Origin of the sequence: Variovorax sp. YR634 (genome assembly GCF_900106655.1) — a bacterium.
In the GTDB taxonomy this organism is placed as follows: Bacteria; Pseudomonadota; Gammaproteobacteria; order Burkholderiales; family Burkholderiaceae_C; genus Variovorax.
The window spans coordinates 171,763-183,954 of record NZ_FNOL01000003.1; the positions used below are offsets into that span (position 1 = coordinate 171,763).

A 12,192-nucleotide genomic window follows, 5' to 3' on the forward strand; every position below is an offset into this window, starting at 1 on the left:
CTTCCGAAGCTGTGGTCCTGAATTTCGTGTCTCATGGTCTGGCCGTGATGGCGGCCGCGGCGAGCAGATTGCGCGCCGCAGTCGATGCCGGCAACGTGCCCTGCGCCACCTGCTGCGTAAGCTGGGGCAGCAGCTCGCGCACCTGCGGGTGATGCCTGAAGGCGTGCTTGAGGCCTGCGTCGATGCGCTCCCACATCCACGCGGTGGCCTGCTTCTCGCGACGCTTGGCGAGCTTGCCGTTGGCCGTCTGCAGTTGCCTGAATTGCGTGACGGCGTCCCAGAAGGCATCGACGCCGGTGTTGGCGAGCGCGCTCAGCTGCAGCACCTTGGGGAGCCAGAAGCGCACCTCCGCGCCGCTGTGCGCGTCGTGAACCGCATGCGCGTGATCGGGGTTGCCCTGGTGGCCGAAGAGGCGCAGCGCCGAGGTGATCTGCGCCTGCGCGCGCGTGGCAGCGTCCTTGTCGATGTCGGCCTTGTTGATGACAACGAGGTCGGCCAGCTCCATCACGCCCTTCTTGATCGCCTGCAGGTCGTCGCCGGCATTGGGCAGTTGCATCAGCACGAACATGTCGGTCATGCCGGCCACGGCGGTTTCGCTCTGGCCCACGCCGACGGTTTCGACGATCACGATGTCGTAGCCGGCCGCTTCGCACACCAGCATGGCCTCGCGCGTCTTCTCGGCCACGCCGCCCAGCGTGCCGCTCGAAGGGCTCGGCCGAATGTAGGCGCGCTCGTGCACCGAGAGCCGTTCCATGCGCGTCTTGTCGCCGAGGATGGAGCCGCCCGACACGGTGGACGACGGGTCGATGGTGAGCACCGCCACGCGATGGCCCTTGCCGATCAGCAGCAGGCCCAGCGTTTCGATGAAGGTCGACTTGCCGACGCCCGGCACGCCCGAGATGCCGAGGCGGAACGAGTTGCCCGTGCGCGGCAGCAATGCCGTGAGCAGTTCGTCGGCCTGCGTGCGGTGGTCGGCGCGCGTCGATTCGAGCAGCGTGATGGCTTTTGCAATGGCGCGCCGTTGCGCCATGCCATCGGTTTCGGCAACGGCGCGTTCGAGCGCCTGTGCCGTGTTCAGCACGCAGCCTCCGAAGCCACGCGCCAGCGGTAGTGCAGGTCGACGCCCTCCCCGCCCTCGAGCACGAAGCCGTGCCGCAGGTAGAAGCGGTTGGCGTCGCTCTTCACGAGCGCGGTGAGCTTGATGTCCAGCCGCTGCGCGCGCGCCTGCGACTTGGCCCATTCGAGCACCCATTCACCGATGCCCAGGCCCTGGAAGCCGGTGCGCAGGTAGAGATGGTCGAGGCGCAGCGCATCGCTGTCCTCGGGCTTGAGCGTGACGAAGCCGATGCGCTGGTCGCCATCGAGCACGATGTGGTGCATGTACGGCACGAGAAAGCCCGCGCTCAGGCGCTCGCGCGAACGCGCTGCATCGAAACGGCCCACGCGCTCCAGGCTCGGGCGCATCGCGTCGATGCGCAGGGCCAGCATGGCTTCGAAATCGCTGGAATCCACCGGCTGCAGCGACAGCCGCGACAAGAGATCGCCCACGTCGCGCCTCAGGCCGTGACCGCCGCGCGAATCTGCTCCAGCACGTCCTTGGCGCTGGCCGGAATGGGCGTGCCCGGTCCGTAGATGCCCTTGACGCCGGCCTCGTAGAGAAAGTCGTAGTCCTGCCGCGGAATCACACCGCCGACGAACACGATGATGTCGTCCGCGCCCTGCTTCTTGAGTTCATTGATGATGGCCGGCACAAGAGTCTTGTGGCCGGCTGCGAGCGTGCTCACGCCCACTGCATGCACGTCGTTTTCAATCGCCTGGCGGGCGCATTCCTCGGGCGTCTGGAACAGTGGGCCCATGTCCACGTCGAAGCCCAGGTCGGCAAAAGCCGTAGCGACGACCTTGGCGCCGCGGTCGTGGCCGTCCTGCCCGAGCTTGGAGATCATCACGCGTGGACGGCGGCCCTGCTCTTCGGCGAAGGCGTTGATTTCTGTCTTGAGGGCTTCCCAGCCTTCGGCGGAGTCATAGGCAGCTGCGTACACACCGGTCACCTTTTGCGTGTCGGCCCGATGGCGGCCGAATGATTTCTCGAGCGCGTCCGAAATCTCGCCCACCGTGGCGCGCAGGCGCACGGCGTCGATGCTCAGCGCCAGCAGGTTGCCGGTGTTGTTCTCGGCAGCAGTGGTCAGCGCGTCGAGCGCGGCCTGCACCCTGGCGGTGTCGCGCGAGGCACGGATCTTCTGCAGCCGCGCCACCTGCTGGTCGCGCACCTTCACGTTGTCGATCGAGAGGCTGTCGATCGCGTCCTCGTTCTTCAGCTTGTACTTGTTGACGCCGACGATCACGTCCTTGCCGGAGTCGATGCGCGCCTGCTTCTCGGCGGCGGCGGCCTCGATCTTGAGCTTGGCCCAGCCGCTATCGACCGCCTTGGTCATGCCGCCCATCGCCTCGACCTCTTCGATGATGGCCCAGGCCGCGTCGGCCATGTCCTGCGTGAGCTTCTCCATCATGTAGCTGCCGGCCCAGGGGTCGATCACGTTGGTGATGTGCGTCTCTTCCTGGATGATGAGCTGCGTGTTGCGCGCGATGCGGGCGCTGAACTCGGTGGGCAGCGCAATGGCTTCGTCGAGCGCGTTGGTGTGCAGGCTCTGCGTGCCGCCGAACACCGCGGCCATCGCTTCGATGGTGGTGCGCACCACATTGTTGTACGGGTCCTGCTCGGTGAGCGACCAGCCCGAGGTCTGGCAGTGCGTGCGCAGCATCAGGCTCTTGGGGTTCTTGGGGTTGAACTCCTTCATGATGCGGCACCACAGCAGGCGCGCCGCGCGCATCTTGGCCACTTCGAGATAGAAGTTCATGCCGATGGCCCAGAAGAAGCTCAGGCGCCCGGCAAAGCCGTCGACGTCGAGCCCCTTGGCCAGTGCGGTCTTCACGTATTCCTTGCCGTCGGCCAGCGTGAAGGCGAGTTCGAGCGCCTGGTTGGCGCCGGCTTCCTGCATGTGATAGCCGCTGATCGAGATCGAGTTGAACTTGGGCATGTTCTGCGCCGTGTACTCGATGATGTCGCCGATGATCCGCATGCTCGGCGCTGGCGGAAAGATGTACGTGTTGCGGACCATGAACTCCTTGAGGATGTCGTTCTGGATGGTTCCGCTCAGCTGGTCTTGCGCCACGCCCTGCTCTTCGGCCGCGACCACGTAGCCCGCCAGCACCGGCAGCACGGCGCCGTTCATCGTCATCGACACGGAGACCTTGTCGAGCGGGATCTGGTCGAACAGGATCTTCATGTCCTCGACCGAGTCGATTGCCACGCCTGCCTTGCCGACGTCGCCGGTCACGCGCGGGTGGTCGCTGTCGTAGCCGCGATGCGTGGCGAGGTCGAAGGCCACGCTCACGCCCTGCCCGCCGGCGGCCAGCGCCTTGCGATAGAAGGCGTTCGACTCCTCGGCGGTGGAGAAGCCGGCGTACTGGCGGATGGTCCAGGGGCGCACTGCGTACATGGTGGCCTGCGGGCCGCGCAGGTAGGGCTCGAAGCCGGGCAGCGTGTCGGTGTACTTCAGGCCCTGCAGGTCGGCGGCGGTGTACAGCGGCTTCACGGCGATGCCGTCGGGCGTGATCCAGTTCAGCGCGTTCACGTCGCCGCCGGGTGCGGACTTGGCAGCAGCCTTGGCCCAGGCTTCGAGGTCGGCGGGCTTGAAAGAGGGTTCGGGTGTGCTGCTCATGAAGGGGCCGTTCGCAGTGTCTTGCAGGGTATTCGCAAATTCGCCTGCAGGGATTTGCAAGCCGGCCGCGAGTCTAACCGATCCATAATTATTAATTCAAACCCCATTTTTGAAGTACAGTCCGGCCCATGTCCGCCGTCACCCTCACCCCCCGCGCCCTCTATGAAGAGGTGGCCGAGCTGCTGCGCCAGCGGATCTTTCGCCGCGAGCTGGAGCCCGGCAGCTGGATCGACGAACTCAAGCTGGCCGAGGAATACGGCATCAGCCGCACGCCGCTGCGCGAGGCGCTGAAGGTGCTCGCGGCCGAAGGCTTGGTAACGATGAAGGTGCGGCGCGGCGCGTACGTGACCGAGGTGTCGGAGCAGGACCTGACCGACGTGTACCACCTGCTCTCGCTGCTGGAGAGCGACGCCGCCGGCGTGGTGGCCGAGCGCGCCACCGACGCGCAGCGCGCCGAGCTGAAGGCGCTGCACGCCGAGCTGGAAGCAGCAGCCTCGCCCGAGAACCGGGAGCACTTCTTCGCCCTGAACGAGCGCTTTCACATGCGGTTGCTGGCCATCGCCAACAACAAGTGGCGCGACCAGATGGTGGCCGACCTGCGCAAGGTGATGAAGCTCAACCGGCACAACTCGCTGCTGAAAGCCGGCCGGATCGCCGAGTCGCTGGCGGAGCACCGCTCGGTGATGGCGGCCATCGAGGCGCGGGACGCGGAAGCCGCCATGGCCCGCATGCGCGAGCACTTCCAGAACGGGCTCGAAGCCGCGAACTAGCGCCTTTCAGCGCGGCGCGGCGCCGGCGAGAAACATGTCGACGGCGCGCTGAACCAGCGCGTGAATCTGCTCTACCGACACGGGCTCGGGGTCGACCTGGAAGAGCCGCGCCTGGGTCTCCGCCGTGATCAACGTGGTGAACTGCAGCGCGGTCACGTGTGGGTCCCGGCGCCGTAGTTCGCCACGCTTCATCGCCGCATCCATGAACCCCGCGAGGGTTCGGATGTATTCGGCAGGCCCCGACTCCTGGAACTGCTGCCCCACGTCGGAGCGCCCGGCTTCGGCAAGAACCATCCGGTAGACCGCCAGCGCGTCCGCGTCGTTGGTCAACACGAACAGCATCCGCTCGCCGAACCGCATCAACTGCGCCTCGAGCGTGGCGGTCTCGTTCGCCTCCTGCAACTCGGCCGCGGCCTCAGCCAGATGCGAAACGGCCACGGTTTGCACGACCGCCCTGAAGAGCTCCTCTTTCGAGGCGAAATATCCGTACAGGGTGGCCTTCGACCCACCCAGGCGCTTTGCGAGCTCGTTCATCGACGTGCGCTCGTAACCCAGCTCCTTGAACAGCGCCACCGCCGCTTCAAGGATGACGTTGCGCCGCGCTTCTGTCCTGACCTTCATCGCATTTCCCTCAAAAGAATACCCAACTGTACAGTTTTCTTGACATCGCCAAAATCCACCTCAATAATGAACCGTACCGTACAGTTTTAAATCTGGACACGGTCGTTGCCTTCTTCATTCACTTGTCCATTCACTTCTTCCCAATTCAAGGAACGCGATGCGTGCTCTTTCCGATGCTCCCAAGGCCATCACCCTGGCGGTCTGCCTGATCCTGACGGCGTGTGCCAGCACACAGCCGGTGCCGTATACCGGCATCGCCTCCGCGTCCCAGTTGCGACCCAGCCAGCATGACGACTCCGGCCGCATTCCATTCGAATACAAGGCAAACATCGACTGGCGGCGGTATTCGGATTTCGTCCTCGATCCGGTCGCCATCTACCGCGGCAGCGACGGCCAGTTCGAAGACGTGTCGGAAGACGACAAGGCATTCCTGGCGCGCTACATGCAGAACCAGTTCACCGACAAGCTGAATGCGCGCTTCCGGAACGCTCCTGGCAGAAACGCCAACGCCGTACGGATCAAGCTGACGCTCACCGGCGCCAAGACGAACACCGCCGTTCTCAGCACCTTCTCGCGCTTCGACCTGCTGGGCGGCCCGTACAACGCCGTGCAGGCCATCCGCGGCAAGGAAGGCGCGATGACGGGCTCGGTGAGCTTTGCCGTCGAAATCTACGACGCCTCGACCAACGAACTGCTCGGCGCCTACGTCACCAAGCAGTACCCGAATGCATGGAATCTCAAGGCCGGCATCGGGGCCCGGAGCGCTTCCATCGCAGGCATTGAAAACGGCGCCGACCAGCTGGTCGCGTACCTGCAATGACGACGGCGCTCTGGAGACGGCTGCGCAGGGCCTGCATCAAGTTGCAGTGCGCCTTCGCACGGGCCCGCCGGTCCAGGCTCGGCATCTTCCACGCGAAATGACTTCCTCCCTCACACACAGCCGGAGCATTCCATGACCTTCCTTCATTTCTTCCGCCTCGCGGGTATCACAGCCGTACTCGCCACGGCCTTCAATGCACAGGCCGACAGCTTCACGTCGTCCGTGGCCTCCAGTGCCGGCTCGGCATCGAGCGGCAGCGTGTCGGCATCGCTGCGCGGTTCGAGCAAGAGTTCGTTCGACGGCGACAAGGTGGCCGAAGGCGACTACCGCATCACCGAAGTCGCGCAAGCCACAGGTCGCGAGGGCTTCACGCGCGTCGCGATGCAGAGCGACAGCGACGCGCAGCAGCGCATCGTGCTCGAACTGCCGCAAGCCACTTTCGCGAAGGAGCGCCTGGGCCTCGGCGACCTCGTGCACGCGCAACAGCGCACCTACGGCACCGCCTTCGCACGTGGCGACACGCGCGAGGCGTTCTACCTCGTGCTTGCCGACGATTGGTACGGGGGGCTTGCCGCGCGCCCCGTGAGCCTTTGATCGTCGCCCGCCGTCTGTTGCTGCTGGGGCTCTCGGCCTTCCTCGCCTTGGCGGGTGGCGTTGCGCACGCGGCGTCGTCGCAATTCTGCGATCGCGCGAAACCGCTCACAGCAGGTCAGCAGGATCGCTTGCTGCGCTTCACCGCCGTCGTGCAGGAAGCGCTTTCGAACACAGGCAGCGACGCCGTGCTGATCAGCCGCTCCGGACTCGATCTCTCGCGCTTTCACATCCGCTACTCCCACGCCGCCATCGCCTGGAAAGCCGCGGACGGCACATGGTCCGCGCGGCAGCTGTACTACGCCTGCGACGAAGGACACCCGCGCCTCTACGACCAGGGCCTGGCCGGCTTCGTCATGGGCATCGACGACTCCGCGCTGGGCTACGTCTCCATCGTTGCCCTGCCCTCCGAAGCGGCACAGGCGCTGCGCGGCGCGGCGCTCGACACGCCGCGCGCCCTGCATCTGCTGGCTGCGCGCTACAGCGCCAATGCCTATCCGTTCAGCCTGCGCTACCAGAACTGCAACCAGTGGGTCATGGAACTTTTAGCCGTGGCGTGGGGCGAGTTGCCCGACGGAGACGACCTGCGCGAGCGCGCCCAGCAATGGTTGCGCGAGGCGCCCTACAAGCCCGAACCGGTCGATGTCGGCTCGCATGCGCTCGTCTTCGCGTCGAGCTTCGTGCCGCTGCTGCACCTGGACGACCACCCGCAGGACGACATCTATGCGCTGAAGCTGCGCGTCAGCCTGCCCTCGACCGTGGAAGCCTTCGTGCGCGAACAGCGTCCCGCAAGCGAGCGCATCGAGCTGTGCCACGACAGCAGGCAGGTCGTGGTGCACCGCGGCTGGGAACCCGTCTCCGACGGCTGCCAGCCCACCGGCGGCGATCGCGTCGTCCTTCTCGACTGAAACACTCAAGGGCAAACGACAGCAAATGAAGTACCTCTCCAGCTTTGCAGTTGCCCACGCCGCGGTGCTCGCGATGGTGGTCGGCGTCTTTCTGATGGACGGTTGCGCGCACAGGCAACCCGACATGTCCCCGAATGCTCCAGCCGCGCTGGCTTCGACACCGGCAAAGGGCTCCACCCCATGAACGTCCTGCTTCTCAGATCCGGAAACGGAACGCGCGACGAACTTGGCGGCGTGCTCGGACGATGTGGCCTGGCAGTCGACGTGATCGACTCCCGCGATGCCGACGCGTGGCTCTTCACAGGCAAGCCGTACGCACTGATTCTTCTCGATGCCGCGCAACCGGCCGCCGCGCACGTGGCGATACGCTCCATTCGCCGCAGCAGCAGTGCCCCGCTGCTGGTGCTGACGCAACGAGACCAGGTGGCCGACCGTCTCGAAGGACTGGCGCAGGGCGCGACCGAGTACCTGGTCAAGCCTTGTGCACCGGCCGATCTGGTGGCGCGAGCCTGGGCGCTGGCGTCAGGCGGTCATGGTCCGGAGGCGGCCGTCCTGCGGCTGGCGGACCTGGCCATCGATCGCGCGAGCGGCAAGGCGTTTCGTCAAGGCGTGGATCTCGGCCTCAGTGCCACGCTGTTCGAGCTTCTGGACGCGCTGATGGCACGCAGAGGCCAGGTGCTGTCGCGCGCCGAGCTGATCAAGGCCGCGTGGGGATCAAGCGCCGGCGAGCGGGACAACATGGTCACGGTCGGCATCCTCAGGCTTCGCCAGAAACTGGACGATCCGTTCGACCTGAAGCTGCTCCACACCGTGCGCGGCGAGGGCTACGTGCTGGCGCTACGCAACGACCACTAGGACCGGACGGCCCCCGGTTCTAGGTCGACGTACCGGTTTCCCCGACGAGACGCTGCGCCGTCTCCAGCAGCAGCGGCGCGATGCGCACAACCATCGTGTCCTTGGGCAGAAGATAGGCGGGGCCGCCGCAGCTCACGGAGTAGCGCTCGCCGCGCGGGCCCTCCAGGGCGAAGCCGATGGCGTGGATGTGCGGATTCCATTCGCCAAAAGAGCCGCAGTAGCCCAGCCGGTCGTACTCGTCGAGGCTGGCCATCAGGCCAGCCTCGATGGTGCTCCAGCTTTCCCCGCTTTCGGTCCGGATCTGCTCCAGCAGTTCGGCTTTTTCCGGCGCGGGCAGCGCCGCCAGGTAGGCGCGCCCGGCGGCCGAGGTGGCGATGGCCATGCGCGTGCCCACCTCGATGCGCGAGCTGATGACCACGGAACGCGGCCGCAGCGAATCGATGACGAGCATGTCGAGCTCGTCGCGCACGCCCATGTGCACGCTCACGCCGGCCGACTCCGACAACGCCGCCAAGTGCGGCCGCGCCACCGTGCGCAGGTCGAAATGGCGCAGGTAGCGGCTGCTCATGTCCAGCAGCGCCGGGCCGAGGCTGAAGCGCTCGCTGTCCTGCGACTGTCGCAAATACCCCGCACTCACCAGCGTGGCGGTGAGCCGCGACACCGTGGCCTTGGGGATGCCCGTGGTGTCTGCCAGTTCGCGATTGCCTATCGGTGCCGATGCCATGCCGATGACCCTGAGGAGAGCCAGACCCCTGGCGAGCGCACTTACTTCTTCTTTGCCGCCAATCGCGTCATTCATGTATCCAAACCTTTTTATGTCCCTGATGCTCCTCATTTTTCAGCAAAAAACGGTTGACGCGCCACTTATCGTGAAGTAGCGTTTTTTGGAACAACGTTTCAACTGAAAATTTGCGGGCCGTGACAGGCCCGCTCCCCGGGGAGAAAGCGCGTGATGCGCTTCGGGTTCAGGCGGCTTGCGTGACAGGCTCGCGCGCCATCGCCATCACCTCGTGCGCAGGCAGCGTCTTGAGCCGGTGATCGCTCCAGACCTGGCGCCAGCGGCGCGCGCCCGGCAGGCCGTTGCGCAGGCCCAGCATGTGCCGCGCGATCGACCACCACTGCGTGCCGTGCTCGGCCGCCTCGCGGGCCATGTAGTCGCACATCAGCGACTCGACCTCTTCGCGCGTCAGCGGCTGTGCTTCGGCGCCGAAGAACTCGGCGTCCCATTCGGCCAGCCACCAGGGGTTGTGATACGCCTCGCGCCCGACCATCACGCCGTCGAGCAGACGCAGGTGTTCATGCACCTGCGCATTGACCGAAATGCCGCCGTTGATGGAAAAGCACAACGCCGGAAACTCGTGCTTCAGCCGGTGCACCAGCTCGTAGCGCAGCGGCGGAATCTCGCGGTTCTGCTTCGGGCTCAGGCCCTGCAGCCACGCATTGCGCGCATGCACGATGAAAGTCTGGCAGCCAGCCTCGCTCACCTGGCCGACGAAGTCGCGCACGAATTCGTAGCTCTCGATCTTGTCGATGCCGATGCGGTGCTTGACCGTGACGGGCACGCTCACCACGTCGACCATCGCTTTCACGCAGTCGGCCACCAGCTGCGGCTCGTTCATCAGGCAGGCACCGAACGCGCCGCGCTGCACGCGCTCGCTCGGGCAGCCGCAATTGAGGTTGATCTCGTCGTAGCCCCACTCTTCGCCGAGCTTTGCGCAGTGCGCAAGGTCAGCCGGTTCGCTGCCGCCGAGCTGCAGCGCCACCGGATGCTCTTCAGCGTTGAAGCGAAGGTGACGGGGCACGTCGCCATGCACCAGCGCGCCGGTCGTCACCATCTCGGTGTAGAGCAGCGCGTGGCGCGACAGCAGACGATGGAAGTACCGGCAATGGCGGTCCGTCCAGTCCATCATCGGGGCGACCGAGATGGTTTTCTCTTTTAAATTCAATGGCTTAGCGTTGTCACTCATACACTTGGAACCCCGCCAACCGTTCGAAGACCAGGGATCCGACCTCGCTCGCCGGTCCTGTCAGCATCTGCACGGGCATCGGCTACATCAAGCCGGTAGTTTCTCACGCGGCAACGATTCAGGGGATTCGCGCGCGACAGGAGATCGCTGCCCTCGGGCAGGCGGATGAAGTAGTCCGCCTGCCCGCCGACCGGCTAGAAGTTCTTCACCGTGTCCAGTTGAGCCTGGGTCAGGCCCCGCTGGTACGCGAAGTTGGTCCGGAAGTTATTGGCAATGTCCGCAAGCTGCGTATCCACTTCGGTCGCCCTTGCCGTGATGTCCGTGGCAACGAGGCCCGTGTCCGTGCCCGACATCACCAGGAAGTTCATCAGCGTGACGCTGCCGCCTGCCGGGACCGAAATGTTGAACTGGAATAGCACGTCATCGGTCCCGGCTCCAACGCCAAGTGCCGTGTCTGACCTGTAGTTGACGACATCCGCAGTGCCGAATGCAAAACCGACATCCCGATCTCCGACATTTCCACTGTTCGACTTGTAGTCCCACGTGCTCAGCGCCTTCTGGGTTGCGCCCGGCGTGGGGTAGATGATGCCCAAGCTGTCGGAGCCGAGGTCGGTCGCGTAGGACACCACGGCATCGATAGGCGCGGCGGTGGTATTGCGGAAGACATCGGTCATGCGCGCCCACAGCAGGTTGGGTTGCGTATAGAACGTGCGCTGCACCTCGAGTCCGTTGAGGGTTCTCACGCCAGTGCGCACGTTCTGCACGATCTTCGAGGCCGAAACCGTCCAGCCCGTGCCTGCGGCTTCGAAGTCGCCATTGACGACGAATTCCGTGTTGGCACCGTCCTTGACGGACACGTTGTCAATGGCCGAACCGCTAACCCATACCCGCTGCTCGAACGACAGCACCACGGTCTGGCCGACAAACGCTGCCAGCGAGGCTGAGCCCCACGTTCCGGAAACCCCATTGAGATCGACCTTGAAGAGCGTCGCCAACAGCGCGCCCGCCGTATCGCGCACAACCACCTGGCCGAACTGGCCCGGATCCGACATTGGAGCAGCGGCATTGCCTGGACTGGGAACTCCATCCCAGACCAGCGAGATCCCGGGTCCGACGGCACTGCCAAGGTTCAAGGTCTGCTGGAGACGAACCTCGGCGCCCGCGTGCAGATAGGCGTACCCACCTGTGGTTTGCAGGAAATTGGTATCCGAGGTGAAGGTCACCGCCTTGACGCCGTCCGAAGGCCCCATCTCCGGGCCCAGTGCGGTCAGTTCCGCGTAGGTCTGGTCTGAAGGGAATCCGGCCTGCACGCCGCCGACGTCCACGAGCAGATGCAAGGTCCCGTCGAACTGGTCGTCACCTCCATCCTCGATCGAGAAGTCCTCATTCAGGTCCCAGATATTGGCCTGTCCGGGCGCGATGGAACGATCACCATCGGTCGCGGCAACGGTTTGCAGGAACGCCGTGCCGGCCGGCAGGGACGTCGGCGTTGCAAGCTCGGGTGCCGTAGGTACGACAGGGCCGGGATCGGGCACCGGCGCTGGCACGGGAGGCGCCACCTCGGGTGCAGGAGCGGGCGGCGCACTCGCAATCGGGGGAAACGCAAACCCACCACTGCCTCCCCCGCCTCCTCCGCACCCGGCCAACACTGCCGCGCCCACCATCGTGAGCGAAAACTTTCTACGGTCCATTACTTTTCCTAGGTGATTTTTGGAATGTCCCAAGCAGTCCTCGGCTTCCGGATTTCGGGCCTTGCCGATCAGACGTGATCACGCGAGCCCGGAAATGCAACAGCAATCAGGCCTCACGTAACCAAAGACATCTGGGCGAAAAGCATTCGTCCCGACACCGCCAGATGGAGGAGATCGACGTCGGTCGATCAGCTACGGCAGCTTGGCTGTGCACGCAAAAGTGCACAGATTTGATTGAATCGATTTACTT

13 protein-coding genes are annotated in these 12,192 nt (G+C 65.0%); 6 read left to right on the forward strand and 7 right to left on the reverse strand.

What is annotated here, in order from left to right; translation table 11 throughout:
• Positions 1 to 31: 31 nt before the first annotated feature.
• Genes meaB through scpA form a run of 3 tightly spaced genes read right to left on the reverse strand, consistent with a single transcriptional unit; the run spans position 32 to position 3,719 of the window.
• Complete coding sequence (meaB, locus tag BLV60_RS07550; RefSeq protein ID WP_093052370.1) at positions 32 to 1,081, reverse strand: methylmalonyl Co-A mutase-associated GTPase MeaB; 1,050 nt, start codon at positions 1,079 to 1,081, stop codon at positions 32 to 34.
• Positions 1,075 to 1,548 carry a GNAT family N-acetyltransferase gene (locus tag BLV60_RS07555; RefSeq protein ID WP_093052372.1) on the reverse strand — a complete coding sequence of 158 codons (474 nt, stop codon included), beginning with the start codon at positions 1,546 to 1,548 and terminating at the stop codon, positions 1,075 to 1,077. The genes meaB and BLV60_RS07555 overlap by 7 nt, the downstream gene beginning before the upstream one ends.
• A gap of 8 nt (positions 1,549 to 1,556) precedes the next feature.
• Entirely contained in the window at positions 1,557 to 3,719 is a 2,163-nt protein-coding gene (gene scpA, locus BLV60_RS07560) for a methylmalonyl-CoA mutase (protein ID WP_093052376.1), read from the reverse strand.
• Between the two features lie 128 nt (positions 3,720 to 3,847).
• Between scpA and BLV60_RS07565 the strand changes: the two genes are divergently transcribed.
• On the forward strand, positions 3,848 to 4,489 hold the full coding sequence (locus tag BLV60_RS07565) for a GntR family transcriptional regulator (RefSeq protein ID WP_093052379.1): 642 nt from the start codon (positions 3,848 to 3,850) through the stop codon (positions 4,487 to 4,489).
• A gap of 6 nt (positions 4,490 to 4,495) precedes the next feature.
• On the opposite strand, the gene BLV60_RS07570 is transcribed toward BLV60_RS07565, so the two are convergent.
• Entirely contained in the window at positions 4,496 to 5,110 is a 615-nt protein-coding gene (locus BLV60_RS07570; RefSeq protein ID WP_093052382.1) for a TetR/AcrR family transcriptional regulator, read from the reverse strand.
• 157 nt (positions 5,111 to 5,267) lie between these two features.
• On the opposite strand from BLV60_RS07570, the gene BLV60_RS07575 reads away from it, so the two are divergent.
• From BLV60_RS07575 to BLV60_RS07590, 5 genes are all read left to right on the forward strand, one after another.
• On the forward strand, positions 5,268 to 5,930 hold the full coding sequence (locus BLV60_RS07575) for a DUF3313 domain-containing protein (protein ID WP_093052385.1): 663 nt from the start codon (positions 5,268 to 5,270) through the stop codon (positions 5,928 to 5,930).
• Between the two features lie 132 nt (positions 5,931 to 6,062).
• On the forward strand, positions 6,063 to 6,524 hold the full coding sequence (locus BLV60_RS07580; protein WP_093052388.1) for a hypothetical protein: 462 nt from the start codon (positions 6,063 to 6,065) through the stop codon (positions 6,522 to 6,524).
• Complete coding sequence (locus tag BLV60_RS07585; protein WP_371127359.1) at positions 6,524 to 7,429, forward strand: DUF2145 domain-containing protein; 906 nt, start codon at positions 6,524 to 6,526, stop codon at positions 7,427 to 7,429. Before BLV60_RS07580 ends, BLV60_RS07585 begins: the two co-directional genes overlap by 1 nt.
• 25 nt (positions 7,430 to 7,454) lie before the next feature.
• Positions 7,455 to 7,613: a hypothetical protein gene (locus BLV60_RS34315; RefSeq protein ID WP_176928735.1), complete on the forward strand. Its 159-nt coding sequence runs from the start codon at positions 7,455 to 7,457 to the stop codon at positions 7,611 to 7,613.
• Positions 7,610 to 8,284 (forward strand): response regulator transcription factor, encoded by a 675-nt coding sequence (locus tag BLV60_RS07590; protein ID WP_093052394.1) that lies wholly within the window; start codon positions 7,610 to 7,612, stop codon positions 8,282 to 8,284. Before BLV60_RS34315 ends, BLV60_RS07590 begins: the two co-directional genes overlap by 4 nt.
• A 19-nt stretch (positions 8,285 to 8,303) precedes the next feature.
• Here the strand turns inward: BLV60_RS07590 and BLV60_RS07595 are convergent, their stop codons facing one another.
• The 3 genes from BLV60_RS07595 to BLV60_RS07605 all read right to left on the reverse strand — a co-directional run bounded on the left by BLV60_RS07595 (position 8,304) and on the right by BLV60_RS07605 (position 11,798).
• The gene (locus BLV60_RS07595) at positions 8,304 to 9,083 is read right to left on the reverse strand and encodes an IclR family transcriptional regulator (protein WP_093052397.1); all 780 of its coding nucleotides are present in this window, start codon (positions 9,081 to 9,083) and stop codon (positions 8,304 to 8,306) included.
• Between the two features lie 166 nt (positions 9,084 to 9,249).
• Positions 9,250 to 10,251 (reverse strand): tRNA dihydrouridine(20/20a) synthase DusA, encoded by a 1,002-nt coding sequence (gene dusA, locus BLV60_RS07600; protein ID WP_093052401.1) that lies wholly within the window; start codon positions 10,249 to 10,251, stop codon positions 9,250 to 9,252.
• 194 nt (positions 10,252 to 10,445) lie between these two features.
• A complete protein-coding gene (locus BLV60_RS07605; protein ID WP_176928736.1) occupies positions 10,446 to 11,798 on the reverse strand; it encodes a hypothetical protein in 1,353 nt (450 codons plus the stop codon).
• Positions 11,799 to 12,192 lie beyond the last annotated feature (394 nt).